The sequence below is a fragment of the Tessaracoccus sp. genome (assembly GCF_016714275.1).
Lineage (GTDB): Bacteria > Actinomycetota > Actinomycetes > Propionibacteriales > Propionibacteriaceae > Arachnia.
On the sequence record NZ_JADJNP010000018.1, the window covers coordinates 18208 to 44361 of the forward strand.

At 69.3% G+C, this 26154-nt stretch carries 17 protein-coding genes; 3 read left to right on the top strand and 14 right to left on the bottom strand.

Going from position 1 to position 26154, the window contains the following annotated elements:
• Positions 1-11: 11 nt before the first annotated feature.
• From IPJ61_RS21520 to IPJ61_RS21550, 7 genes are all read right to left on the bottom strand, one after another.
• Positions 12-1838, bottom strand: coding sequence for an AAA family ATPase (locus IPJ61_RS21520; RefSeq protein WP_297112739.1), 1827 nt, complete (start codon positions 1836-1838; stop codon positions 12-14).
• A complete protein-coding gene (locus tag IPJ61_RS21525; protein WP_297112742.1) occupies positions 1835-6829 on the bottom strand; it encodes an N-6 DNA methylase in 4995 nt (1664 codons plus the stop codon). Before IPJ61_RS21525 ends, IPJ61_RS21520 begins: the two co-directional genes overlap by 4 nt.
• A complete protein-coding gene (locus IPJ61_RS21530; protein WP_297112745.1) occupies positions 6829-9777 on the bottom strand; it encodes a DEAD/DEAH box helicase in 2949 nt (982 codons plus the stop codon). Before IPJ61_RS21530 ends, IPJ61_RS21525 begins: the two co-directional genes overlap by 1 nt.
• 9 nt (positions 9778-9786) lie before the next feature.
• Positions 9787-10152, bottom strand: a complete 366-nt coding sequence (locus IPJ61_RS21535; RefSeq protein ID WP_297112748.1) for a hypothetical protein — start codon at positions 10150-10152, stop codon at positions 9787-9789.
• Between the two features lie 245 nt (positions 10153-10397).
• Positions 10398-10958, bottom strand: coding sequence for a hypothetical protein (locus IPJ61_RS21540; RefSeq protein WP_297112751.1), 561 nt, complete (start codon positions 10956-10958; stop codon positions 10398-10400).
• Positions 10955-11260, bottom strand: coding sequence for a hypothetical protein (locus IPJ61_RS21545; RefSeq protein WP_297112755.1), 306 nt, complete (start codon positions 11258-11260; stop codon positions 10955-10957). Before IPJ61_RS21545 ends, IPJ61_RS21540 begins: the two co-directional genes overlap by 4 nt.
• A gap of 75 nt (positions 11261-11335) precedes the next feature.
• Complete coding sequence (locus tag IPJ61_RS21550) at positions 11336-11518, bottom strand: hypothetical protein (RefSeq protein ID WP_297112757.1); 183 nt, start codon at positions 11516-11518, stop codon at positions 11336-11338.
• A 104-nt stretch (positions 11519-11622) separates the two neighbouring features.
• Here IPJ61_RS21550 and IPJ61_RS21555 point away from each other — a divergent pair, with 104 nt between their 5' ends.
• The 3 genes from IPJ61_RS21555 to IPJ61_RS21565 all read left to right on the top strand — a co-directional run bounded on the left by IPJ61_RS21555 (position 11623) and on the right by IPJ61_RS21565 (position 14792).
• Entirely contained in the window at positions 11623-13134 is a 1512-nt protein-coding gene (locus IPJ61_RS21555; RefSeq protein ID WP_297112760.1) for a serine/threonine protein kinase, read from the top strand.
• Positions 13135-13227: 93 nt separating this feature from the next.
• Positions 13228-14145: a DUF2381 family protein gene (locus IPJ61_RS21560; protein ID WP_297112765.1), complete on the top strand. Its 918-nt coding sequence runs from the start codon at positions 13228-13230 to the stop codon at positions 14143-14145.
• Positions 14142-14792 carry a hypothetical protein gene (locus IPJ61_RS21565; protein WP_297112768.1) on the top strand — a complete coding sequence of 217 codons (651 nt, stop codon included), beginning with the start codon at positions 14142-14144 and terminating at the stop codon, positions 14790-14792. Before IPJ61_RS21560 ends, IPJ61_RS21565 begins: the two co-directional genes overlap by 4 nt.
• A gap of 387 nt (positions 14793-15179) precedes the next feature.
• On the opposite strand, the gene IPJ61_RS21570 is transcribed toward IPJ61_RS21565, so the two are convergent.
• The 7 genes from IPJ61_RS21570 to IPJ61_RS21600 all read right to left on the bottom strand — a co-directional run bounded on the left by IPJ61_RS21570 (position 15180) and on the right by IPJ61_RS21600 (position 26150).
• On the bottom strand, positions 15180-15311 hold the full coding sequence (locus tag IPJ61_RS21570; protein ID WP_297112771.1) for a hypothetical protein: 132 nt from the start codon (positions 15309-15311) through the stop codon (positions 15180-15182).
• A 338-nt stretch (positions 15312-15649) separates the two neighbouring features.
• Entirely contained in the window at positions 15650-16681 is a 1032-nt protein-coding gene (locus IPJ61_RS21575; protein WP_297112774.1) for a hypothetical protein, read from the bottom strand.
• A 131-nt stretch (positions 16682-16812) separates the two neighbouring features.
• Positions 16813-17862, bottom strand: a complete 1050-nt coding sequence (locus IPJ61_RS21580; RefSeq protein ID WP_297112777.1) for a tetratricopeptide repeat protein — start codon at positions 17860-17862, stop codon at positions 16813-16815.
• The gene (locus IPJ61_RS21585; RefSeq protein WP_297112781.1) at positions 17859-21452 is read right to left on the bottom strand and encodes a hypothetical protein; all 3594 of its coding nucleotides are present in this window, start codon (positions 21450-21452) and stop codon (positions 17859-17861) included. Before IPJ61_RS21585 ends, IPJ61_RS21580 begins: the two co-directional genes overlap by 4 nt.
• A complete protein-coding gene (locus IPJ61_RS21590) occupies positions 21449-23119 on the bottom strand; it encodes an Hsp70 family protein (protein WP_297112784.1) in 1671 nt (556 codons plus the stop codon). The genes IPJ61_RS21585 and IPJ61_RS21590 overlap by 4 nt, the downstream gene beginning before the upstream one ends.
• On the bottom strand, positions 23116-23493 hold the full coding sequence (locus tag IPJ61_RS21595; RefSeq protein ID WP_297112787.1) for a hypothetical protein: 378 nt from the start codon (positions 23491-23493) through the stop codon (positions 23116-23118). Before IPJ61_RS21595 ends, IPJ61_RS21590 begins: the two co-directional genes overlap by 4 nt.
• Positions 23490-26150, bottom strand: coding sequence for a hypothetical protein (locus IPJ61_RS21600; protein WP_297112790.1), 2661 nt, complete (start codon positions 26148-26150; stop codon positions 23490-23492). The genes IPJ61_RS21595 and IPJ61_RS21600 overlap by 4 nt, the downstream gene beginning before the upstream one ends.
• Positions 26151-26154 lie beyond the last annotated feature (4 nt).

Here is a 26154-nt window from a genome sequence, read left to right on the forward strand (position 1 = left end):
TCGGGGGTTGGCTAGTTCTCCGCCGTCGCGAGGGTGCGGTAGACCTCGATGAGGTCATCAGGCACGAGGCCCGCGACCTCGGGGCCGCTGTTGAAGTTGTCGGAGTGGAGGACCCCGGGGCCAGCCTTCTTGTGTAGCGCGCTCACCCGAGCGCGGATGGCGTCCTTGCTCAAGTCGAAGAGCCAGCGGGGAAGGTTCAACGCGACGGGGTCGGCGTCGCCGTGGTAGGTGACAGCGATGCGAGAGCGTTCGAGGTTCGAGGCGTTCGCCTCGAGTGCCGTGAGGACGTGGTCGCTGATCCGCTGCAGGGTCGCTGCATCGCTGCGTCGGAGCGTGCCGAGCTCGCCGCGGCCGACACCGCAGGCATTCGCCCAGCCCACTTGCGCGTCGAGGCTCTCGGTGCCGACAACAGCGCAGTAGAGCGCGATCGGGTCCGCGAAATAGTTCTCGATGGCGTACCGAGAGAGGCGCACCAGTCCAGCTGGCAGTTGCGAGTCGTCCGTCTCACCGTCGCGGTCGATCAGGCCGCGATGGACTGGTAGCAGGCCAGCCTTGCTGACCTCGGCTAGGCGCCGGCGAACCGCCGTGCAGCCACCGGCGCCGGGCACGGCGAATACGGGCAGGAAAGCCAGCGGGCGAAGGTCCGGCACCTGACCCCGGCTGCGGGCGCGGTCGTAGGCCCACTGGTGGAACCTGCGGTCGGCCTCGTCTTCGACGAAAACCAAGCGGGCGCTGGGCACTACGGCCAAGGTGTTCGCAGCAAGTCGAGCGACGAGCGCTGAAGCCGAGGGAACCTTGCGTATCTGCGTCGGACCGCCGTCGTGGACCATCTCGAACAGGCTGCCTGCCGGCGCTAGCGCGATCGTGTCGGGACGATGCGTGACCATGATGACCTGGGTCCCGCGCTCGACGAGCGTCTGCAGGTGATCGTAGTACCCTTTCACCAGCGCGGTGTGCAGGTGCGCATCCGGCTCGTCGAGCAGGAGGAGCGCTGGGACTTGTTGGGCCGAGAGCGGGTGCTTGCTCAGCGCGTTGACCGTGACCACCAGCGCGACCAGGGCAAGCGTGGCTTGCTCTCCGGAGGACAGCGCGCTCGGCTTGAGGCGGAACTTTCGCCCTTCGTCAACGCAGCACAGCTCGAAGGGGAAGCGAAGGTCGTCAGGGAACGTGAGTTCGTAGCCGAATCCGAACGTGCGGAGCAACGCGTTCGCTTGCTCCCAAGGCGCCATGCCGAGCTTCTGGTCGACGTCGTCGTAGGGCACCCGTCGCAACAACAACGACACGCGGTGGTTCACATGGCCGTGGAAGACCTGCGCGAGCGCAGACAGAGGGTCTTGCGGATCTCGGGCTACGAGATCGTACGGCCCGAGCGCGTTGAGGACTTCCGCTCGGGGTGGCAGGGGGCGTCCTGTACCAGCTGCGACTGCGAGCGCGCGCTTCGTCGAAGGGGAGGCTGACGAGGAGGCGAGGACCTCTCGGAGGCCCAGCAACCATTCGGGCACTTGTTCGTCCTCCAGGAACTGTGTGCCCCGCAGGTGCTCGATGACCTGGTCCACCTGCTTGAAAAGCTCGGGGCTGATGATCGGGTCCCTCAAGGAAGCGCTCGACGGCAAGTACCCGCTCGATGGTGCCGGCTCTTCGATTTCGCATTGCAGGGAGTCGCTGCTGTTCCAGAGTTCTGGCGGGCTCACGCCGGCGCTGCTGTGGTAGGCCAGAAGTGTCAGGAGCTGCGACTTGCCGACGCCGTTCGCGCCAGCGATGATCGCGAACCTCGGGATGTCCGTCCATTCGAAGGCCGTCAGTGATCGGAACCGCCCCGTGAAATTAACGCGCTTCACGAAGCGTTGCCCTTGCCGAGGGTGGCGGCGAAGTAGTTGTAGGCGTGGGACATGTCGGCCTCGCGGTCGCGGCGGTCGAAGGGGGGGGCAAGGTTCTTGGTGTCGAAGTCGGGGGGGAGGGGCGTGCCGGTGCGAAGGTGGTCTTGCCAGAGCTCGAAGGACTTGCGGTCGAGGCCGACGCCGACGAGGCCCTTGCTGACGGTGAAGGCGATGCGGCCGTTGACGTCGAACCAGGTGTCATGCTCGTACTGGCGCAGGACGGGGAACTGCGTGCGGTAGATGGTGCACAGCTCGGTGAGCGTCAGGCCCAGCTCGAGCGCGGCGAGGGCGTCGATCTCGACGAGGGCCCAACGTCGCTCGAATGCGTTACGGACGGCCGCGGCGCGCGACCAAGTCGCACCGCGCGCTGGCCATGGAGACAACCTAGGGTCGGCCGATGTCCATCCGAGGCCGTCCATCCGGGGCCACTCCTCGTTCCACAGAGCGGCATAGTGACTCGTAAGACAATTCAGTCGCAGTACACGGCTCGCGAGACCTGGCTCCCGCGGGCTCTCGAGCGGCAACATCGGCAGGCTGAGTTGCAGGTCCATATAGAGGTCGCTCTTTCCCGTGGAGCGAACATAGAAGTCGAGTGCCAGACTGCTAAGGAGCGCATTGTAGCCGAGCATGCGCCGACTCGATGCGAAGGCGAGCGAAAATACCTGATGGACATGTGCCACTTCGGGCGGCAGTATGGCGCATATCACGGTGCGTTCGTTCGCCGTCTGGAGGCGTCTCCTGTGTGCGTGGCGGTAGAAGTCGAAAGCCGGCCTCCCCAAGAACTGGGGGGCACGCGCTCGGTACACGTCTGTGGGGACTGCGGGAACGAAGTTGGTCCTCGGCAAATAGTCCTGCGGCAGTGACTCAAGGGCGAGATTGTCGTAGGCGGCCTTGTTGACGCAAATTTCCCGCGGCGTCTTATTGAATGGGGTTCCGATGTGAAAGTGAGGGCCAGATGCGATCCAATCAAGCGGTCGAGTGGCGACGCGTGTTTCTCGTCGAATGGTCCCGTCTTTCTGGCGATTGGTTTCGTTCCACATCTCGCTCGGGAACAGCTCCAGCGCGAGTTCTTCAAGTCGATGCGGAAAGTGGGACAGCTTGAGCATTACAGCTAGAATCTCTTGGCTGTGTACCAGTGGGAGTCGTGCCCGCGTGGCAGGTGTGCCGGGGCGTTCTAGGAGTTGCGCGAACAACGACAGCTCGCTTGGTCCAATGTTTACGACTCGATTGCGATGCCCCTTGGTTTCGAAGACGCCACTGCTTGTCTTTAGGCCTGGTGTGACGCCTGCTCCGTCGTGGTTCATCGACTCGTCAATTGTTGATGGATGGACAAGATTTGAGATCGTCTTGAACGCTGGCGTTGTCCTAGCGTCCGCGAGGATGCTGATGGCGTATCCGGCACGGTGAAAGATTGGGAACAGGGAGAGGGCGTTCTTGAAGCGAAGCACCCATCGCAAGCGAGCGTATAGCGCTTCACGAAGCGCGCCACCTCGGGGGTCGTCGAGAACTCCGGGGCCATCCTGGTGGATGACGCCGCAGACTGTTGTGTCATTGCCGATGGCGATGGCCTTTGCCATGAAACACTTGTACAGGTTGGCAGGGCCGCCCTGCAGAAGGCGAAAATTTGAGACGGCACTAAGGTACTGCTGCTCGCCATGTACACGGCATGAAGAGTCCACGTAGTCATGGCGGGATTGATCGAGAACGAGACAGACTGCGCGCCTTGAGGCGACCTCGTTTGCACGAACCGCATCCAAGGCAAGGCGCGGTTCGAATTCCTCGAGCAGGGCTTGCTCGTGCCACTGTACTTTCAGCCACGGCGGATTCCCTACGATCAAATCAAACCCGCCCCGATCCACGAACACTTCCGGCGCCTCCAGCTCCCACGCGAGCGGTCGCAGCCGCCCCGCGATCCGTGCCACGGCGTCCCAGAGCGTCTCCACTTTCTTGCCGCTTCCTCCGTCCCCCACGCGGCCCTCCGCCTCGCCATCCCCGCTCCCCTCAAGCGCCGCCTCCGGAAACGCCAGCTGCGCCTCCTCAGCAACGCCGCTCGGCTCCATGCCGAGCACATTCTCCACCGCCGCGACCCAGGCCTTCCGATCCGGCATCAGCCCGACGTCCGTCAGCGGCCACGCCCACAGGCAGGCCCACAAGTCCATCACGCGGCGCAGCTGGCCGTGGGCGCTGCTCTCCGCGCGCGCGCTGGCCACCAGCTTCTCGCGCTGCGCGACCGATAGCCAACCAGTGGGTGGCATCTCCGGCACATCCTGCCCCCAGACCTCCACCCGGCTCCGGCTCCGCGCCAGCACATCTCGCCGGTCCTGCACCGATCGCCGCAAGCGATCATCGATTCGATCGCTCAGCTCGACCAGCCTCCTCCGCTCCGCCTCGTTCGGCAACACGAGCACGCCCTTGCGCCAGGCCTTCAGCTGCGCGACCGCCTCCGGCGCCAGCTCCTTCAGGGCCTTGTCGCCCTCGAAGTCGCTCATCGCCGGGTGCGGCAACAGGAAGTGATAGACGCTCCCCGCCGGTCGCTGCCCGGTCAGCGCGTGCTCCAGCGTCACCGGCCGCGGCGGCTTTCGCTGACACCGCGGCACCTTCAGCTTCGCCGCGACCTTCTTCAGCAGCTTCGCCAGCGCCTCGGCCCGCGCCGCGGCCGCCGCCGTCTCGTCGACCTCCTCGCCACCCTCCCCGCCATCCCCGCCCCCGTCGTCGTCATCCCCGCCGCCGCCTTCCCCGCCCCCATCCCCGCCGTCCCCCGCCGCCAGCTCCTCGAGCGCCGCGCGCACCTCCGCCACACCGTCGGCGCTCTTCCCTGCCTGCTCCCACGCCGTCAGCACTGCCTCCAGCTCGCCCTCCAGCTCCGCCGCGGGCGTCTTCTTCACCAGCGTCGCCAGCGCCTTGGCCAGCGGCTCGTCGCTCGCGAAGTCCTCGGCCACGTACACCGCCACACGGGCGCCGATCAGGCTGTTGCCGACGAACAGCCGCGCCGCGTAGCTCGGCGCCGGCTGGTACTTGTGCATCGTGCCCAGCCACAGGCTCACGGCCGCGAGCTTGGTCGCCATCGGGTTCAGGTCGACGCCGTAGACGCGCTCCTCGGCCAGGTAGGCCTTCACTCGCTGCTTCTCGAGCCCGTAGGTCGCCGCCGGGATGCGCTCCCCGCGTTCGGCTTGCTTGCGCTCCAGGTACGCGTCCGCGAGCTGGTCGATGGCCTCGACCAGGAACGCGCCCGAGCCCATCGCCGGCTCGCACAGGGCCAGGGCCAGGAGGTCGTCGGCGCTCTTGCCCGGCAGCAGCTCCTTGAGCGCGTACTTCACCAGGCACCGCGTCAGCACCTGCGGCGTGTAGTAGCTGGCGCTCTGCTCGCGATCGCGCCCGGCCAGACGGAAGATGAACGTGCCCTGCGGGTGCTTGCGCCGCACCGGCGCTCCGTCGGGCCCGCGGAAGGAGAGCTCGTCGTCGGTGTACTTGGCCAGCTCGCGCTCGGGGACGAAGTAGCTCTGCTGGGTCGCGTCGCTGGTGTCGGCGCCCGCCTTGTGGACCTCGTACAAGGTCTCCTTGGCGAAGAACCCGCTGTAGCTGAGCAGCCCCTCGTAGACCGCGCCCAGCTCGCCGATGCCGAGCTGCGCGTAGCTGATCCGACCGCGGCCCCAGGACTTGCCGCCCTTGCGCCCCTCGGGCGACAGCGACAGCAGCCGGATGACCTGCTGCAGCGTCTCGTTGCGCAGCTTCACGCGCGCCAGCCGCGGCGTCGCCCGCGGCGAGAACAGCGTCGAGTGGAGGCCCTTGAGCGTGAAGCCGCGCTCGAGGAAGTCGACGCCGCGCTCGCCGTAGACCAGCGTCGCCTGCGCCGGCTCCCAGCCGTCGTTGACCAGCCCGAACAGCTTCTGCAGGCTCTCGTGGAAGAAGTAGCCATCGCGCGAGGCCGGCGTGGTCAGCGGCACCTGCTCGAGCTCGCGCAGCACCTCGAGGCTGTAGCCCCGGGCGTACTCCTCGGCGCCCATCGGCAGGCCGTGCAGCTCGCCGGCCCGGGCCTCGGCGTAGAACAGGAACAGCAGGCGGAACAGGTAGACCAGGCAGTCCTCGGTCAGCTCGCGGGCGGCGTGGTCATCGTAGAGCTTGGCCTTGGCGGTCGTGCGCTGGTAGTGGACCCACTCGTTGCCGAGGAGCTCGACGGCCTCGCGGGCCGCGAACTTCAGCGACGCGCTCACGCCGACCGCGTGCTGGTGCGAGCTGTCGATCAGCGCGTCGGGCAGCGGCCGCCCCGCGCCCGGCGCCAAGAAGTCGCGGCCGAGGAGCGCCGCGGTGACCCGCAGCGCGCCAGGGTCGCGCCGCCGGAGCAGCGTATCCAGCTCGAAGCGGAGGAACTGGCCGCGGCCCCAGCGGCCGCGCTCGGCGGCGATCGCCTCGCGGCCGCCGAGCAGCACGATCCACCGTGGCGGCGTCGGGCTCGCGAACAGCGCGCCCACCGCGTCATCGAGCGTCAGCGGCGGCAGCGCCAGCCCGGCCTCGGTCGCCTCGCTGGGCAGCGGCGCCAGGCGGTCGAGGCGCTGCTCGAGCAGCGCTTCTTCTTCGTGCGGCAGGCCAGCGTCGAGCACGTACAGGTACGGCGCGTCGCCATGGCGCAGCTCGGTCAGGAGCGGCACGGCCTGGTTGGCGGTGTCGGCGCGGTCGAGCGCGACGTAGTGCGCGCCGCGGGCGTAGCCGAGGGCCTCGAGCGTGCGCACCGCCAGATCGCGCCCCGCGGCCGCGCGCTCGTCGGCGGTCGCGCCCCCGAGGTCGGCGAGGGTCCGGAACAGGTGGGCGCTGGTGCCGCGCAGCCGCGCAGCGCACGCGTCGAGGCGTTCGACCGTGGCGGCGTCCTGGGCCTTGAGCTCGTCGGGCAGGCGCTCCTGCAGGTAGTGCGCGCTGAAGAACTCGCCGACGTTGTCGATGCCAGTGAGGTCGGCCATCACGCCCCCCCGAACACCGCGACGACGCGGAGGTAGGGCTCGCCGTCGGCCTGGACCGACCGGAGGAGCTGCTGGTGGTTGCGCTGGATGCGCTCGACCTCGGCGCGCTCGCGCGCGAGCCGATCGAGGACGTGCTTGGGCGGTCGGCGGTCGCGCGCGACCCAGGTCTGCTCGTCGGCGTCGATCAAGGCCAGGCTCTGCGCGGCCCAGGCATCGAGCCGGCGGGTCTCGCTGCGGGCGCGGGCCATGAGCGACTGCTTGACGTGGTCCTTGCGACCCTGGATCACCCGAGCGCGGGCGGCCGCGACCACCGGGGGGACAAGGGCCTGGAGGGCGGCGGCGCGGGTGACCTCGGCGCCGGTGTTGACCATCTGGGCCGATAGGCCGACGCGCGCGATGACGCCGTCGAGGTCGAGGGTCTCGGGGGCGATGGTGGTGCCGTGGGTGGTGAGGCCGAGCCAGCGCGCCTCGACCGCCTCGGACTCGTGGTTGAACATCATGCCTTGCACCAGGAACAGGGCGGCGTCGGCGCCGAGCGCCGGGACGCGCAGGAGCGGGGCCTCGCCGCGGGCGTAGGCGGCCCCGAGGGCGTCGAGCAGCCACTCGACCAGCGGGTGCTGCTCCCACAACAGGTGCCAGTCGGGCCAGCGGCCCTCGTCGTCGAGCGCGGTGCGCAGCTTGGCGGCGACCAGGTCGCGGCCCATCGCCAGGCGGTACGGCGTGTCGCGGGGCGGGACGGCCTCGCGCGGCAAGAAGCCCTCGCGGTGGCGGCGGAACGGCGCGGGCGCGTGGAGCTCGATCGAGGTGGTGGCGTCGTCGTTCGACCAGCGCAGCGGATCAGGGCCGATGACCGGGTGGCGCTCGAGGTGCCGGAGCGCCGCGACCACGAGGTCGTACTCGCTGGCGAACAAGGTCGGCGGGTCGGTGACGAGCTGGTGCAGGCCGGGGGCGTGGGCCTGCTCGGCCTCGACCTCGGCCAGGAGCGCCACCAGGTCGACCTCCGGCGGCGCCTCGACCGGCGCGCCGTCGTCGGCCATGGCCCGGGCGGCGGCGCCGGCGGTGAGCGGCTGATCGGGGATGAGGGCGTCGATGGCGTCACCGCGCGCCAGGCCCTTCAGCACGAACGCCTCCTCGGCCTCTGGGTCGTACAGGCCGAGCAGGGCGCCCGAGTCGCCGAGCTGGCGCTCGACCTCGCGCTCCTTCTCGATCAGGCGCTCGACCACCCGCTGGTCGGCGGTCTGGGCCGCGGTCTGGGTCACCAGGTAGCGGAGGTGCGGCGGGTGGCGCTGGCCGAAGCGGTCGATGCGGCCGTTGCGCTGGGTCAGGCGGATCAGCGACCACGGCACGTCGTAGTGGAACAGGTGGTGGCACTGGTGGTGCAGGTTCACGCCTTCGGACGCGGCGTCGCTGCACAGGAGCACGCGCAGCGGGCTGTCGGCGTGGCCGAACGACTCGATGATGTCGCGCTGGCGCTGCTCCTGGGCGCCGCCCGAGGCGGCGTAGGTCTCGAGCTGGGCGTCCTTCATCTTGAGGCGCGATCGGAACTGGTCGGCCAGCATGTCGAGGGTGCGGATGCGCTCGGAGAAGATGACCACGCGGGGTGAGCGCGGGCTGCCGTCGAAGCCGATGGCGCGCAGCTCGGTGAACAGCTTCTCGAGCTTGCCGCTGCCGGTGTCGACCACGGCGTCGACCAGGCGCTTGACCTGCGCGAGCTTGGCCAGGTCCTGGCGGAGCGCGTCGGCGCGCGGATGCTCGCCTGGGCCCTCGTCGAGCGCGGCCTGGGTGACGCCGATCCGGTGGTCGAGGCTCTCGAGCGCGGCCTCGGGGCTCGACAGGAACGCCTTGACCAGGGTCCAGCGCACGAGCGGATCGCGGCGGCCGGACTTGCGGCCCAGGGTCGACAGGTCGAGCGCGTGCAGCGCCTCCAGCGCGGCGGCCTCTTGCCCGCTGGCGCGCACGGCGAGCGGGGCGACGTCGCGGGCCTGGAGCTGATCGCCGACCTCGGCGGCGACGTCCTTCTTGAAGCGGCGCACGAACAGGTGCTCGACGTCGGCCTTGGTGAAGCGGGTCGGGTCGGCGACGCTGGTGGGGTCGAGCATCCGCATCAGGTTGGCGAAGCTCTCGGGGCGGCCGTTGTGCGGCGTGGCGCTGGTGAGGATGAGCGCGTCGCTCTGGGCGGCGAGCAGGCGGGCCAGCTCGCCGCGCTGGCTGGCGTGGTTGGCGACGTTGTGGCACTCGTCGACGACGATCGCGTCCCAGCGGATCTGCTCGAGCCAGGCGCGGTACAGGCCGTTGTTCTTGAGCGTGTCCATCGAGACGATGCAGCGGTCGAAGTACGAGAACGGGTTGCGGTTGGCCGGGACCTTGGCCTGGACCCGGACCAGGCCCTCGGAGTCGAGCCGCACCAGCGGGATCGTGAAGCGGGCCCACAGCTCGCGCTGGAGCTGGGCCAGCATCGAGCGGATGGCGACCACCAGGATGCGGCGCCCGCGGCCGCGCTTGATCAGCTCGGTCAGGACGATGCCGAGCTCGACGGTCTTGCCTAGCCCGGTGCCATCGGCGATGAGGATGCGGGGCCGCAGGCTCTGCAGGCTGCGCTGCGCGGGCACGAGCTGATAGGGCATCACGTCGAGGGCGCCGCGGTGGCCGAGCGTGACCTGGTCGTGGACCGGCGGCGTGCGTCGGAGCAGCGTCTCGAGGTAGAGGACTGACTGTCGGTAGCCGGGCGAGGTGTCGGCGACCAGCCGCGTGTCCTCGGGCCGCAGCGGCTCGATGTCCGTGTCGATGGTGGTGACGAAGATCGCCTGGTGGTGGCGCACCAGCTCGCTCACGCCCTGGACGTGGACGGCGTGGCCGCCCAGCGGCAGCGGCAGACACCGCTGCACCGCCCACTCCTCACCGCGCACCCGCACCCGGGATCCCGGGGGCGGGGGAGTTACGTCAGCCATGCGGCGGTTTTACTCCGTGATCACGAGATCGGGGCGGCCCAGGGCGCGCGCCACGTGGTTGAAGACCTGGACGTCGTCGTCGAGGCCGGTGCACGGCTTGAGGTCGGGGATCGTGTCCTTGTCCGAGATGAAGTAGCGCGCCGCGCCCACCAGGTCGGCCCGCGCGTCGGCCGTGAACAGGTGGGCCGAGGCGAGCAACGTGTCGAGGTGGGTCGCGAGCAGCTCCGCCAGGTCGACCGCGATCAGCTCGTCCTTGGCCTGGGCGGCGACCAGCTCGGCGTAGTGCGCCTGGACCGCGGTCCGCAGCTCGGCCAGCGCCGGCGGCGGCAGGTCGGCGCAGAGGCCGGCGAAGAGGGTCATCGGGGTGGTGGCCATGGCGGCGTGACGTGACGAGCTCGAGGGAGGGTATCAGCCATCGCCATACGGGTGAGGACCGCGGCGCGATGGCGATGTCACCCGAATGGGGTGACGCAGGTCCCGTGGCGGCGCGCCGTCCCATCAAAGGCTGCGACCGAACGCGCGGATCAGCTACGGACTCCCGGCGAGATCGGCGGGCGCTACGGCGGCGATCAACGGAGCGGTGAAGGTGGCCGGGAGGCGCGAGGATGGCACGGATCGCCTCAGTACACGCGGAGCTTGCCGTCGGGCCAGTCGCCCTCCCAGCCGCAGGGGAAGTAGCCGTAGGCGAACCACTGGAAGTGCTCGCGAAAGTAAGTGCAGTCCACCAGGTCGGAGACGAGGATCTCCTTGCTGGCGTGCTCGATGACGTCGACCGGATAGTCGAGAACCAGCGCGAACTTGTCGAGGCCCCAGGACGGGTCCTCGGGCGGTGAATCGATCGTGAAGGCCGACCGGGACCACGCGCGAAATGCCATCCACCACTGGTGGCGCTGCGGTTCGCGGTGGAGAGCGTTCTCCACGATGTCGCACGGCGCAACGATCGAGCCATGGACGGAGTAGCGGACCTCGTCGCGATCTTCGAGGATGGTCAGCGCTTCGTCCCACGAGGTGACCCGCGCGACCGTGTCGTCGAGCGACGATGGCTTCTTGACGCTGCTGTACCAGCTGGTGCGCTGCATGATCACAGCCAGCGACAACAGCTCCTTGGTGTGCGGGCCGAACTGCTCGGGGTTCTCTTCGACCGAGCGCACCACTCCGAGCAAGTCCTTCCACGATTTCACTGGAGCCCCCCTCCGCCACGCAGCTGCAGGTCGTCCCGCAACGAGCAGCGCCCCAGCGGTGGCGCCTCGGGCCAGCGGCTGGCCTCCGCGCCGAGACTGCGGTCGGCCCAGTGGTTGAGGTTGGGAATGAACTCGCCGAGGTTCTTCGACTTCGTGATCATCGCTCGGAGCTCGCGGTGGAAGGTACCACCGTCGGATCCTTCGCCCCCATGACGGAAGATCACCGTCTCGCCGCCCTTCTCGATGCGGCCGATGATCGCCTCGGTGCGGGTGACCGCGCTCTTGGCCATGCCGATCGGCACGTTCCGCCTCTTGATGCGCGTCGGCGACCATCAACCACTCGTGCTGGCCTCCCTTCCCACGCAACCGGTCTTCGATCACTTGTTCTGGAGGTGCTGCTCGGGTTCCGTTGGCGTGAGTGCGTCGAACCACGTGTCGAAATTCTCCGCGGCCGGCGGGTGCTGGTCCGCCGCCTTCGGCAAGGCGGCCCGGCGGTCCACGGCATGCTTGTGAAGGTCGTCCTTGTTGCGGACTCCGACGACGTGGCGGAGGCCAGCCATCCCTGACCTTGAGCGCCGGGGATGAGCAGCGAGACAAGCATACCCAAAGGCCCGACCTCCTACCCCTTCCATCGCCCCAGCCAATGCCGTAGGCTCGCTGCCAGGTGTCGACGCTCATTGGCAACCCTGGGGGAGCCCCTGCTGGCGGTGGGGGCGTGCGGTTGGGGAAATACGTCCTGGACGCGCCGCTGGGGATGGGCGGGATGGCGGAGGTGTTCCGGGCGCACACGGTGGGCGCGGAGGGCTTCGAGCGGCCGGTGGCGATCAAGCGGGTGTTGCCGGACGCGTCGCGGAACCCGGCGTTCGCGCAGATGTTCGTGAGCGAGGCGAAGCTGTCGTCGCGGATGCAGCACGCGAACATCGTCAGCGTGCTCGACTTCGACCGCGATCACGAGGGCCGGCTGTACCTGGTGATGGAGCTGGTCGAGGGCCGCGACCTCGACGGCATCATCGACTCGGGGCGGCTGCCGTTCTCGATCGTCATCTACACGGTGACCGAGGTGCTGCGCGGCCTGGGCTACGCGCACGACCTGCCGGCGGGCGCCGACGGCGTGCGGGGACTGGTGCACCGCGATATCTCGCCGCACAACGTGCTGTGCTCGTGGTCGGGCGCGGTGAAGGTGAGCGACTTCGGCATCGCCAAGGCGCGGGCGGCGACGGCGGCGAGCGCGTCGGTGACGATCAAGGGCAAGCCGGCGTACATGAGCCCGGAGCAGATCAACGGCGCGCCGCTCGACGGGCGCAGCGACCTGTTCGCGGTGGGCATCATGATGTGGCAGATGCTGACGGGGCAGTACCTGTTCGCGTCGGGCACGACGGCCGAGACCCTGGCGCGGGTGCTGTTCTCGAACGTGCTGCCGCCGAGCCAGGTGGCGCCCGACGTCCCGCCGGATCTCGAGGCGGTGACGATGAAGCTGCTCGCCAAGGATCCGGCGCAGCGCTACCAGACGGCCGAGGACGCGGTCGAGGACCTGCTGCACTGCCAGCACGCGCCGCGCGACGGCCGCCGCGAACTCGAGAGCCTGATGGTCCAGCGGTTCCCGGGCAAGGCGCCGGTGCGCACGGGCCAGCGCTCGCGCATGGACGCGGTGGCGCAGGGCACGCCGACGGGCAGCGAGGTGCCGGGTCGCTGGACGCCCGAGCAGGCGGCGGCGATGTCCGCGCCGACGCGCACGGCTGGGCCGGCGGCGGGCGTGGCGATGGCGCCGACCGTGGCGGGACATGGCGCGGCGCAGGTCGCGCGCCCGAAGCGCACCGGGCTGATCGTCGGCGCCGTGGGCGGCGTGGTGGCGCTGGGCGCGGTCATCGCGCTGGTCGCGGGCGGCGGCGGCGGCGGGGCGCCGAGCGCGCCGACGAGCCCGGGCGCCGCGGCGACCGACGCGGGGATGCCGACAGGCGGCGGAAACCTGGCTGGCGAACCGGGCGCCACCGCGACCGACGCCGGCGCCGCCGAACCAACTGTGAGCGATGCGGGCGCCGCGACCGCGGTGATCGACGCGGCCGTGCCGGTCGATGCAGCGCCGCCGACCGATGCGCGAGGCCGCCGGCCAGGCCGAGGCAGCGGGAGCGGCTCGGGCTCCAGCTCGATCAACGAGATCAAGATCCCGGGGCAGTAGCGAGCGCACCATCCCGATCCCGGGTCAGCGCGTCCAGGGGCGCAACCGCCGCGTCGCGCGGTCGATACCTGGGCCAACCTCATGGAGTACGCCATGCACGATCGTCGCTGGGGGCTCCGCCTCCTTCCTGTGTTCGCCATCGCCGCGGGCCTGGCAGCGGCCACGCCGGTGGCCGTCGCCCAGAACAGCGGCCAGGCCCGGACCATCCTGGTCGACGAGGGCGGCTCGTACGAGGTCCTGGTCCACCCCGACTTCGTGACCGTCGTGTACCTGCCCGACAAGATCGACAAGGCCCTGGCCTCGGACACCGTCAGCTACGAGGTCAAGCCGATCGGCGCGACCAGCCTGGCGATCCGGCCGCTCAAGCCCGACGCCAAGCCGGCCAACCTGGCGCTGTCGACCGCGTCGATGAAGGTGACCGTGGTGCTGCGGCTGGCGGCCGACCGCGACGCGGCGATGACCCAGGTGACGTTCAAGCGCGCCGACGTCGAGGCCGAGCTCGAGCGGCGCATCGCCGAGAAGGTCACGGCGCGCACCGCCGAGCTCGAGGCCAAGATCGCCGCGATGCAGGCGGCGATGGACGCCGAGCTGCCCAAGCTGGCCGACGGCCTGATCGCCGCGCGCATCCTGCAGCGGCGCGAGGTGCGCAAGCTCGACGCGATCGAGCGCAACGACGCCAACGTCGTGGTCGAGACCAAGGACGTGCTCTACCTCGGCGACGACGCGTTCGTGGTGTTCGAGATCGAGAACCGCAACAAGGCGCCGTACCGCCTGGCCACCGTCGCGATGCAGGACGGCACCCGCGACGTCGCCGGCGTGGTGCGCTTCACCAGCGACGCGGCCGAGACCGCCGGCGCCGGGGTGCTCGGCGTGGTCCGCCCCGGCGGCCGCGGCAAGGGCGTGGTCGTCGTGCGCCGCGCGACCGACCTCAACGGAAAGCGGCTCACGCTGGTGGTCAGCGAGCCCGGTGGCCGCGGCAAGGTCGCGGTCGATCGGATCGTGCTGCGATGAGGCCCCTGGCCGCGCTCGCCGCCGTCGGCGCGATCGTCGGCGCCGCCTCGGTCGCGCGCGCCGATCGCCGCGAGGCGTCGGTCCATGTCCACGCGCTCGGCGGCCTGCTCAGCCTCGGGGACGCCGCGTCGACCGACGCCGGCAGCGGCGCCTTCGGCGGCCTCGCCGCGCGCGCGAGCTACGCCACCGCCAACAGCTACCAGTACGACGCCCAGCTCACCCTCGGCTACGGCCGCGCGTCGTTCGACCGTGGCGACTTCATGCTCGGCGGCAGCACCGCGGTCGAGGCGCCGTTCACCGTCGCCGCCCAGGCCGCCCGCCTCGACGGCGGCGTCACGCTCCGCCTCGGCGTCCAGTGGATCCCCACCGTGCGCGTCGCCGTCGGCGTCCAGGGCGTCCGCCACGCCAGCCCCGTCGTGACCTTCGGCGGCCTCGAGTACAGCGGCGAGGCCGAGACCGGCCAGGCCGCCTCGCTCGCGCTCAACCTCGTCGGCTCCGCCACCCTCGGCCTCGACTACCGCGTCAACCGCCGCCTGATCGTCGGCGCCGCCGCCGCCGCGACCGCCTCGGTCCCCGGCGTCGGCGAGCCCTGGCGCGAGGCCGGCGTGACCGTGCACGCGGCGTACTACTGGTATCCGCGGTGGTAGCGGGGGCCCGCCTTGGGCGGAGAACAGCTCGATATTGCTAGACATTCCCCACCGGATGCCCATCCGGCTGCGGTGACCTCGCCGAATGGAGGCTCCGCGTCCATTTGCGGCCGGCGATTTCCGGCGATGCTGAAGAAACCTGAGTAATGGATGTGCTTCCTCGTCGAGCGCGAACATGAACCGCGACCGCGGGGACCGCACAAGCCCCGAAGATCGAAGTTGATCAGGACAAGAGCCGCATCCGTCGCCCGGTTCAGCCGATGGCTGCCAAGGCGACCCGCGCCATCACGAGCTTACAACGACCGCGCCAACGAGGCGCACGCTTGGCCTCCGCCAACTCGTTGGGCAGGGTCGTAGGCGTCGAGGTCGGTGGCTAGGAGGGGACTTCTACTTCACGTAGCACTTCCCGACGGTCTTGTTCTTCGTCGAGCGGCACTTCGGGCACTGCCGTCCGCCGTTGCTGCCGCTGCACTTGTGGCAATACTCCGTGTGGCACTCACCGCAGCAGAAGATGTCCATGTGAGAGACGGTGAGCCCGTGGGGCTTGTGACCACAACTTGGGCAGCTTGAGTAGTCGGACATTGTGACTTCCTTTTTGCATGGCCCGTGGGGGCTTGTGCTTACAAGCCCGCATCGTACGCTCGATGCGCCCGTTGGCGGCCTCGACGACCGACTTCATGGCCATTCTGACGGGGTCACCACAGTGGGCGCTGTCATCTTCTCAAGGGGCGGCGCGTTCATGGTGACGTTCGCGGCCTTGCGGCGATCGGTCACATTGCGGTCCGCACTCAGGGCGCCGAGCTATCCGACAAGCCAGGGCGGGCGGCGCCAAGGGGCGATCTGAACATCCTGCTGGGTCATGGGCAGGCTGTGGTATTCAGCGCCGCCGCGAACGCCTCCTCGGTGTGATCGTCGGAGACCGCCGAGGCTCGGCTTGCGATCTCGGCGCGCAGCTCGGTCCAACGATCGGATCCCGCGAGTTCGATCAAGAGCCATCGCGCGTCGCAATAGCGCTCGAGCGTCGCGGACTCATCGGGATTCTCGAGAAGGAGCGTCGCGGCGGTGGTCGACAGGAACTCCTCGACTAGTGCGATGAGATCGGGTTCGCCGCGTACCGCGGCCGCGTACGGCGGCTGGGTGCGCATAGCGCGGCGCAGCACCGCCAGCTGACCCGCCTGCAACCACCCGCGGGCCTCGTCCCGCGCGACCCGCTGGTGCTCGCTCTGCTCGGCCATTTCCACGGCGTAGCGGCTGTCGGGCCGCATGGTGAGCTGGTCGCGCAGCGTGGTCACGTCGTTGAGATCGAGGTCGACCCAGGTGCGCCGTACGCCGACCACTACATCGACGCCGCCGTCGAGCCGATCGAGTTCGTCCGCGGTGACGTCGCGCAGCGACACCCGCGCGATCCCTCCGGAGTTCGTGTGCGCGGCCAACGCCTTCGCGCGCGTGGGCAACTTGATCGCGACTTCCTGATCGGATACCGGCGCCTGGCCACAGGCCTCGCGCCCGACCACCGACTCGCTCTTGCGCACGCCCAGGTCGTCGGTCGAGTCGCGCAGGCTGTAGAGATCGAGCGCCAGCGCAACCCCGACAACCCCGGCGCCGACCCCGAGTATCTGGCCCAGGGTGCGGCAGGTCTCGGGATCGCTCATCGTCATCGTGCCGTCGTCGTTGGTCTTGGTGCAGGCGCCCTCGGGATCGGTCTGCAAGCGCCACGACATCGCACCGGCCACGAGCATGATGCCTGCCTCGTAGAGGAGGCCGTTGGGGTAGCCTTCAGTGCGGACGGTGTCGCGGTAGGTGCGCATTCGCTCGACCTCGACGATCTCGCACTCCAGTTCCTCGACGATGGTGATCACCAGGTCGGTCGCTTCGATCCGCGCCGTCACGTCAACCTCGCCGCTGCCGGCGACGGGGCGGGTGGTGCGCTCCGATGGCAGTGGGATCTTCCGCTCGCTGGTCATGACATGGACGGGCAGGCAACCACCGACGGCCATCGCGATGGCGAGTACACCGATCTTCATTGCGCACACCTCGGGTCCACTGGGTTGGCAGCGCAGTCCCGGGCGCCGCAGGCCTTCTCGACCTTCTCGCGCGCAGGTCCGGTGAGCTTGCGCGCATGACGCAGGCCACCGCCACGGTCACCGTTCTCGCATGCCGCGAGACCCGCCAAGCGGCGAGCTGTGAGGTTGCCGGGCTCGACGGCGAGCACCTTTTCCGCCTGCTCGATCGCGGTCGCGTAGTCTTTCGCGATGAAGGCTTTCTGGCCACTGGAGAGGAGCTGCTTGGAGTCGGGCGCCGCGGATGGAGGTGGTTCGTCGGGGAGGGGGGGCGCGGCATCACCGGACTCGACGTCCTCCGGCTCCGGTTCGTCTCCGGGGGGGGCGTTGGCGGAACCTGCATCGACCGGCGCTGCGCTCGCATCGGCTGTCGGGCTCTCAAGATCACTTGCCAGCGTCCATCCGATCACGCGGCCGCCGTGGCCGTCGTCGACGGCGACGACGACCTCGTTACCCTTGGTCTCGAGAAGCATGACGCGCTGCCCCTGTGTCACACTCGCAATCACGCGACGTAGGGGGCGGGCGGCGTAGAGCTTCAGCGGGCGTGGAGCCGCGAGTTCGCGCGCCACGACGTAGCCGCGGTAGGCGCGGTACAGCTCGACTGAGTCGACGGCGAGCTGGCCCGGGACCAGGCTCCTGGTCTCGATAAAGCCCGCGGCGTCGGAGCCGCTGCGCACCCAGGTCCAGCGCCCCTTGATCTGGCCGGGCTCGACGACGGTACCGGGCCGGATCAGTGTCGCCGTACCCGCGGCCTTGGCCTCCGGGTAGGCCCGGACCGAACGCGGCCCGACGACAAGCGCGCACTTGATCGCCTCGCAGAGTAGCCGCGCCTGCGCTGGAGCTGCGGTCACCGCGTGACGCGCGTCGGCTTGCGGATCATTGGTCGGCGGCGCGGTTTCGCGCGATGGCGCCGGCGAGGTCGGTGCCATCGACGATCCGGCGCCGGTCGCGATGATCAGCGCGGCGATCGCGATCGCGAGATCGTGGAGCTCGAGGTGGAAGACCTTCATCGAGCACCGCCGAGGCAGAGCAACAGCGCGACCAGCAGCACGCCGAGCCGGACCAGTTCCCCCGTGTGAGGGCGGTTGATCGCGCGGAAGCCGATCGCGAGCCCGGTCGCGAGCCCCAACACCCCGCCGGCGATGGTCCAGCCGATCAGCATCGCGGTCGTGCTCCCGCTGGTGTCGAACACGCCGATCAGCCGGCCGCAGACCCGGTCCATGCCACCCGCCGCTTCGAGCACGAACACGCCGACGCTGCGACGCGCGAGCACTGCGATCGCAAGAATCGTCGCTGCGAGCACGTCGCGCTGGACGAGGAAGTACAACCCGGTAGTTACCATCGCCGTCGCTGCCAACGCGCGCGCGCCGTCCCCGCTGGCGGCCTGGTGGCACTCCTTGATCCCGAGGATGAGGAAGATGATGATGGCGCCGACCTTGATCATGTCGACCAGTGACTCGTCGGGCGGGTGCAGCCAGAACCGGCCCGCGATCCTCCACACCGCGAAGCGCTCGATCGCAACCAGGACCGCGGCAGTAGCCAGGCCGAGGCCACCGGGCTCGCCGACGCTGGCCTGCAACGTGGCGCGCATGATCAGCATCAAGAGCGCGCCGCACAGCATCCAGGCCACGCTGGCGAACACCAGCGGCGGCCACGGGAATCCGACGGAGAGGCCGAGGCGCGCGGTCTCGCACGGCGGCTGGCGCCGATCTGGGTGCGCGTGACGGATCTCGACCTCGCCGCGGATCTCGCCGGCCTTGCCCTTGGCCGGGCACAGGGTCACCTTCGCGCGGGCCGGCTCGCCGGGCTCGACGATCATCAGTGGGACGTATGCCACCGTGAGCCCGAGCGGCCTGCGGTGATCGAACTCGAGGTGCGCCACGCGCACCGGGTCGCGATTCACTACCACCAGCTCGAAGTCCGCGGTCTGGCCGTCGCCAACGGTCGCAGTGCGACGCGACCAGTGGAACTCAAGGGTGGGCGGCGGCTCGCCCAGTTCGAGGCAGAGCGCTGGGAATCGCCCAGGGTGGACCTGGCCCTGCAAGCCGGGCGAGAGCGCATGGCGTTGTGAGCCCTCGATCCACACGCCGAGCACGCCAGACTGGGCGAGTCGCTGTACCTCCGCGCGCACGGCCGGCTCGGCAATCGCGGCGACGAGCTGATCGATCGAGGCGATCGGCCGGCCCTGGACCTCGAGGGTAGCCAGCCGCAACACCTGCCAGCCGAACACGTGCGCACGTTCCGACGCCGGCCACGCGTCGAGTTCCTGCTCTGAACAGCGGGCGAGATCGTCAGGCAGGCCCGGGATCGCCAGCGGACCATAGAGCGCGTCGCGCACGCGGGCTCGCGCGAGCGGATCGACCAGATCGTCGAAGGTGATGCTCGAGAGTGCGAGGGCACGTCGACCCGGCACCGGGTGGATGCTGCGCGCCCCGAGCAGCCTCGACACCCGGTCGGCGGCAAGGTGCGCCGGCGCACCTCGCTCGTTCGCCACCAGCGCGCCGGCGCCCGGGTGGATCGCCTCGGCCCACACCTCGAGTACCCCCGACGTGAGCAGTCCGTGCAAGAGTTCACGCCCGCCCGGCGCATCAAGGAGATCAGTGACGTCGCTGGCGGACCGCAGGCGGCCGGTCGAGTGCGGCAGAACGCGGAGCCCGAGCCGGATGCACGCGACCATCGCCTTGGCGGCATCGGAGAGTGTGCGATCGCCGCGGATCTCCTCGAGCACCCGGACCGCGTCGGGCGAGTTGCGGAAACGCTCCTGCGGCACGCCCTCGCGGATGTGGTGCCAGATCGCGACTGGATCGGCGACCTTCAGCGGCAGCTGCGCGAAGTCCTCGACCGAGGCGACCACCAACCCAGCAACCTGATAGCGCGTGCAGCCGATGAGCTGCGCGAAGCGCTCGACCTTGAGCTTGCGATCGTCGGTGACGATCTGTGCGGTCGCCGCGGCCAGCCGCTCGTCGCGCTGGGCCTCGCGCAGCCAGGCCTCGAGGAAGCCTCCCAGGAGGAGGTTCTCGATCGCCGCGGCCTGGGTTCCGCCATCGACGATCGGGCGCAGTTCATCGAGGCTGGTTGCCACGCCGCGCCGCGATCCCGGCGTCACCGGCCGACTCGCGCTGAAGAGCAGTCGCGGGCTCCCCGAACTCCACAGAAAGCTCCAGGTCGCAAGGTCTAACGCCTGGTTGCCCGCGGCGCTGCGAGTCGCCGCCCGGGCACGCACGGCGTCGGCGCGGCTGACGGTCTCGAGCCAGTCCCCGAGGACATCGTGCTCAAGGCACCAGGCTACCGCGTCCCAGTAGGCCTCGGCGTGGGTCACCAACTCGGTCACGCTGGTCACCACCACCACGCGTGCGCCGGTCCACAGTGGGAGGCCACGGAAGCCGAGCGACCACAACACCTGAATCGCGGCCTTGCGCAGGAACGACGGCCGTTGTCGATCGGTACGCCCGTGAGCCTGGTTCCGGAGCTCGCCGACGCGGCGCACGATCGCAGCGTCGACGCCCGAGAACCTCAGCCAGTGCTCGAGGAGGCCGTCAGCCAAGGCGTTGGCGAGGTCGTCGAGCACGTACTCGCGGCCGGCGCGCTCGATCAGGTCGTCCGGAGACGCCACGCTCCGGTCGGCGCTGGGATGATGCCCCGGGATCAGCGGCAGCTCGCGGTGGCCGTTCGCCCACAAGAAGTGCCAGACCGCGAGCGCCCGACACTCGCATGCGATGGCCGCGTTGCGCGCCTGCTCGCCGCTCACCATCCGGTCCTCGAATTCGCGCTCGAGGTACGCAATCAGTGACTCTTTGTGGTCCGGGGACTCGTTGGTGATCCGCACGCCGAGCGTGAAGTCATCGATCAAGGCGTTTCTGAGATCCTCGAACCGCCAGTCGCGGGCCTTGCCCCAACTCAGGTGACGCTGGGCCTCGCCGCGCTCGGGCGGCAGCGGCCCGGTGAAGTCGTGGATGGTCCGGCGGTATTCAGCGTAGACGGCGTCCAGCGCGGCGTCGTCGTAGCCGTACTCCACGGCTCGGCGTCGAACCAGCACGTGCTCGTCGTGGCTCAACTCGAGATCTCGAACGACCTGCGTGATGAGCTCGAACAGGTCGCGGCGTTCGGCCTCGCGATGTTCGGCGCGCACCATCTCGTCGAGCGCGCGCTCGGCGCCGCTCTCGGCGTCGGCCAGCGCGACCATGCGCTTGCGCCACGCTTCGTACGCGGGGAGCTTCTGGGCTGCAGTCTTGAACCGGTTGTCCTTCTGGACCTGCGCGCGGAGATCGTCGAGGAATGCCGCGATCTGCGCGCGGACCACCGCGTGACCGGTGGCGAGGATCAGCGCGGTATCGCGCACCGCGAGCACCTGCCAGGTGGACAATTTGCCGCGGTTGACGGCATCGGCTTCCTCGTAGCCGAAGAACGGCAGCTTGCTCTCGAATGCGCTCGCAGGCCGGGCCGCTTCGACCGCGGCGGGCGCGTCACCGCGTAGCTCCAACCCCGGCCGGGTGTCGTCGTCGCGCACGATCAGCCGCCGATCGCCGCGCGACTCCCCTTCCTCCGGTTCGAGCACCTCGAGCCGGGCCGACCTCCGCGGCGGCGGCTCGTCGTCGGTCACACGACCTCCACAAGGCGCAGGAACTCGCGCCGCCTGGTCAGCTCGTCCTCCGACATCACCATCAGCGGGTCGTACTCGATGATGGCCTCGGTACGTTTGCCGAAGGCCTCGACGATCAGCCGGCGCTCCAAGTTGACGTCGGCCTCGACGGTCACCACGACCGGCCCGGCCTTGCCGGCCGGAATGCCGCGAAGCGTCGCGGTGCCGACCCGGTTGCAGCGTTTCAGCTCCGGGCGCTCGCCCTCCCACAGCTCGACATCGAGCGTCTCGACGTCGTCCTGGTTGGTGACGAACTTGTCGGCCACCGAGACTCGGCACGGCAGCGGCGTGCCCTTGGCCAAGAGGTTGGCGACGACCCACTCGCGCCGACTGGCGCTCCACGCCTTGATGCCGAGACCGTTCGGCAACGCGTTCCCGATCACCGCCCGGCCCACCCGGCCGGCGGACGACTCGGTCGGCACCTCGATCGGGACCGGGATCCCGGCCGACGACACCAACGAGACCGACGCGCGTCGGGTCGCCAGGCGATGGGCGTGGAGCGCGGCGCCTTGGACCACGGCCACGTCGGGATCCAGATCGGTCCGCAGCGGGCGCCCCGACCGAGCCGCGAGCGCCTCGCGAACGTGGACCAGGCGACTCGATCCGCCGACGCACACGATCGAAGTCAGCCCTTCCCAGGTCACCCCCGACCACCGCAGCGCCTCGTCGGCGCAACGCAGGCAGTCGTCGACCAGTTCCTGAGTCCGATCGAGGAACTCGGCGCGGGTCAGGAAGTGGGTGCTCTTCATCCCGTCGTATTTCCGGCTCTTGCACACGACCTGGATGCGCTTGTCGGGCACCGCAGGATCGTTGAGCTCGACCTTGGCGTCTTCCGCGATCTGGTACCAGCGCCGGGTGTTCCGATCGTCAAGGAAGCGGTCTTCGAAGTTCGGCCAGGCTTCGCGGTAGCGATCGACCAACCACGCGAAGATCGCGCGGTCGAAGTCGCGGCCACCGCGCTTGGTGCCGGCGTTGCCAAGCACCGTGAACCGATCGGCCGCGATCTCGGCGACCGTGACGTCGAGCGTGCCGCCGCCGAGATCGAAGACCATGTACTTCCCGGGCGCGGGGTCGGCGCCGAGGAACGCGAGCGCCGCGGCGTTGGGCTCGGTGAGGGTGTCGACCACGACCAGTTCGGCGAGCTGCGCAGCCTGCGCGGTGGCCTTACGCCGCGGATCGTTGAACGCTTGTGGGTGGGTGATCACGACCTCACCCATCACGGTGCCGCGCGCCTCGACCACCTTTCGCATCTTCTTCAGAACCAGGGCGCCGATGTCCTCGGCCGAGTACTCCCAACCGTGCCCGTCGAAGATCCAGGGCGGCGCGTCGGGATCGTGGTCGGCGAGACCCTCTCCGATCCACAGCTTGGACTCTTCGACGTAGCGCATGGGTGGTGCACCGTCGCTCCACGCCTCGCTCGCAGCCATGGCGCCCCGCCCGACATGGGCGATGCGGTCACCGCGCCGATCGAGGGTGAGGCTCACCGCCGAGCGCAGGGTGTGCAGGTGGTCATCGGGGCGGCCGGGCGCGTGATCGACAGCGTAGATCTCCACCTCACCGTCGAGCGGACGGACCCGCGCGCACTTGGTGTACGTGGTCCCGAGGTCGACCCCAAAGATCGTGCTCATGACGCGGGTGCTGACCTCACGACGGCGAGGTGCTCGTCATCTCCCTGGATCGCGTCGAACAGCGTCACCAACGGCACCTCGACCTGCTCGACCTTCGCGGTCGGGCGGGCGGCATCGCGCAACTGGAGACGGAGCACATTGGGCCGTCCCGGCGGCACCGCCTCGGCTGCAGTGACGATCATCTGGATGCCCCCAAGAGTCACCGCTAGCAGCCGTTCAGCACGGCCGATGCAGCCTTCGGTGTGCCAATGGATGTGACCTTGCTCCGCGTGAAACACGGCAACTGCATGGCGGCCGCCGTGGCTCCAACAGAACAGCGAACCCGCCGGGACTGGCGTCTTGCACTGACAAGTAGGCGATTTGCCCATGATCATCCCTCGATCTTCTCGCGAAGCGCATCGCGGAACAGCTCCTCGAGCAGCACCTCGAACGCGCCCTTCTTGAACCAGGTCGGCTTCAAGTCGGCGCAGCCGATCCGGAGCTTCCCGAGGCTGTCGACCAGGTCGGGATCCAGCTCTTTCACCGGGGTGAGGTCGCGTGGCAACGCAGGCGGACCGTCGCGCCAGTCAAACGACGGGCTCGCGTCGAACTCTGCGTACCAGGTCGCGGGACCGTCGACTGCCTGCCCAGGAACGGCACCCAGCTTCCCCTTCGCCGCTGCCGCCCCCTCGGCTCCTCCCAGCGCCGGTCGATTGCGCTTGTTCGCGCTGTCGTTGTTATCATAGCGAACAAACCATGGAATGGAGCGCTTGTTGCCGGCGGTCCGCACGTTCGTCGTCCAGCCCACGATTCCGGACGACAATTGGCCTTTGTCACCGACTCGACTCTTGGGCCCGATCACCCCTACCGCGACCGCGGCCTTGTCGTGGGGCACATTCGTGGCCGACCGCCCCGGCGTGAAGATCAGTGTCTTGGTCCGGAGCACCGCGAGGCGATCCTTGGCATACGAGTGATCGCCCGTCAGGTAGCCGTTGATCAGTGCCTCGGTGCGCGACTCGAGGGCGGCGCACAACGCCGCCTTGAAGTCGGCGGTGGTCGTCGTGGTCTTGAAGCGCCATCCATTGCCGAGCAGGTGGATGGCAATCGAGATTTCGTTGTCCTGGTCATCGACGCCGACGACCGCGGTTCGCGCGAAGCGGCCCTCGATCACGCCGGCCGCCAGCATGCGCGCCGCCAGTTCGACGACGTAGCCATAGAAGTGGTCGGTGCGATTGACGCGCGCGCGCTCGCGATTGGGATTGAACAGCCGCGAGTCCTTGACGACGTTGCTGGCCGAGGTCGATTCGCGGACCTTGCGACGCAGTTGGTCCACGCTGGCGCCTGCGGCGAGACACGTACTCTGCCGGGTACCGGCGTAGGCGGCCAGAAGCGCCGCGCCGGCATAGCGAACGCTGGTGACGTAGACGTTGTTCCAGGCGTCGTTCGATTCAGGTTCCTTGGTGCGAATCGCGATGTCGGTGCTGCCGCCGCCCATGTCGAGGAACACTTCGACCGCCTTACGATCGTCGTTGCTCTGCGCCGCCGCTTCGGACTCGCTGGCGCCGGGCAGGATGCTCCAGCGCATGCCGGTGGCACCAGGGAGGGCCTCGGACAGGTGTTCTACCGCCTTCTCGAGGACGGTGTGGTCGCCGGGCCCGAACGCCATTGGGTACGAGTAGCGCACGTACACCTCGGCCGGCATCGCGCCCTGGCGGATCCCGAAGCGCACCACGGCGTTCATGAGGGTCGCTGCGATGTACTGTGCTTGGAGCAAAGCGACCGGCTTGTGGAAGACGGAGCCCTCCAGCATCGCGCTCCACTTGAACTCGCTGATGATGTGATCGGTCTCGGCGAAGGCGGGATCGATGCCGGCGATCGGGATGCCGAAATCGACGCCGTAGGTCCAGTTCGCGATGTCGCCCAGCGACTGGCTTTGATCGCCGCGGGTGCGGCGGAACAAAATCTCCGACGGATAGAGATCCTCGCTGGGGCCGAACCCGGTGCGGCCCGGCCACAGGTCGGGCCCGCGGTGGACTGCTGGCTCGATCCCGGCGCGCACGATGTACAGGCTCCAGTCCGTCTCGGCGACGGGGCGCACCAGCTCGATCTCCTTGGAGCCCTGGATCTGGAATGCGACGCAGGTGTTCGACGTACCGAAATCCAATCCGACGTTGAGGTTGTTTCCCAGGGCTTTGTCCTCGACCGCCGGTACCTCGAAGAGCCCACCGGCCCGCGCCACGGTGGCGTCGAGCTTGCCGGCATCAGCCACCTCGATCGCGACCCAGGTCGGCCGCTCCTTGAGCCGTCCGACCAGCGCCTCGCCCGCGCGCTGCACGCTCGTCAACTCGGTGAAGCCGGTGCTCGCGCCGCGCACGAACATGCGTAGGCGCCGGTCGGGTCCGAGCATCGGCGTCGCCCCGGGGCCGGTCGCCGACAAACCGACCAGATAGTGGCGCCAGGTCGTGGTTGGCAGGTTGGGCCAGACGCGCAGGTTCACGTCGCGGATGACGCTCTCCGCGCCGGTCTTTCCGGCATACGAGAAGAGCGGCAGTCGTACCTCGGCCGGCTCGCCGGCACCGCCGAGCAACGGCAGGCGGGCGACGTACTCGTCGCCCTCGATGTGGCCGAGTTGACCCTGGTCGCGGAGCCGATCGAGCTGACCCACGTCGACACAGTCCAGGTAGCGATGCAGGACGGGCAGGACCGGCACCACGGGCGCGCCATCCTCGCGCTGGAACGCAGGGACTCGCGGGTAGCAGATCTGGTGCGGCTCGATGACGCCGAGGTTAGGGAACTCAAGGCGAAACCGTCCGATCGTGACCGACCGCCCTCCACCCACCCCGGCCTTGCCCCAGCGAAGATATTCGACCTGTGGACCGGTCGCGCGCGCCAGCACACCCTGCTTCTGGAGCACGACATCGAGTTCAAGGCCGCACAGCGGACAGATCAGCTCGACCTTGTCGTTGGCGCTCCCGATGCTCGGCGTGACAGCATGGACAGCGTCCAGACGCCCGAGCGTGAAACCACAGCCACAGGAGACTTCGGCGGACATCAGC

What these genes read in the sequence shown, in the direction of transcription:
- IPJ61_RS21525 (WP_297112742.1), bottom strand. Translation starts at nt 6,829, where the DNA reads ATGGCCGACCTCACTGGCATCGACAACGTCGGCGAGTTCTTCAGCGCG.
- IPJ61_RS21530 (WP_297112745.1), bottom strand. Translation starts at nt 9,777, where the DNA reads ATGGCTGACGTAACTCCCCCGCCCCCGGGATCCCGGGTGCGGGTGCGC.
- IPJ61_RS21535 (WP_297112748.1), bottom strand. Translation starts at nt 10,152, where the DNA reads ATGGCCACCACCCCGATGACCCTCTTCGCCGGCCTCTGCGCCGACCTG.
- IPJ61_RS21550 (WP_297112757.1), bottom strand. Translation starts at nt 11,518, where the DNA reads ATGGCTGGCCTCCGCCACGTCGTCGGAGTCCGCAACAAGGACGACCTT.
- IPJ61_RS21560 (WP_297112765.1), top strand. Translation starts at nt 13,228, where the DNA reads ATGCACGATCGTCGCTGGGGGCTCCGCCTCCTTCCTGTGTTCGCCATC.
- IPJ61_RS21565 (WP_297112768.1), top strand. Translation starts at nt 14,142, where the DNA reads ATGAGGCCCCTGGCCGCGCTCGCCGCCGTCGGCGCGATCGTCGGCGCC.
- IPJ61_RS21570 (WP_297112771.1), bottom strand. Translation starts at nt 15,311, where the DNA reads ATGGACATCTTCTGCTGCGGTGAGTGCCACACGGAGTATTGCCACAAG.
- IPJ61_RS21580 (WP_297112777.1), bottom strand. Translation starts at nt 17,862, where the DNA reads ATGAAGGTCTTCCACCTCGAGCTCCACGATCTCGCGATCGCGATCGCC.
- IPJ61_RS21590 (WP_297112784.1), bottom strand. Translation starts at nt 23,119, where the DNA reads ATGAGCACGATCTTTGGGGTCGACCTCGGGACCACGTACACCAAGTGC.
- IPJ61_RS21595 (WP_297112787.1), bottom strand. Translation starts at nt 23,493, where the DNA reads ATGATCATGGGCAAATCGCCTACTTGTCAGTGCAAGACGCCAGTCCCG.
- IPJ61_RS21600 (WP_297112790.1), bottom strand. Translation starts at nt 26,150, where the DNA reads ATGTCCGCCGAAGTCTCCTGTGGCTGTGGTTTCACGCTCGGGCGTCTG.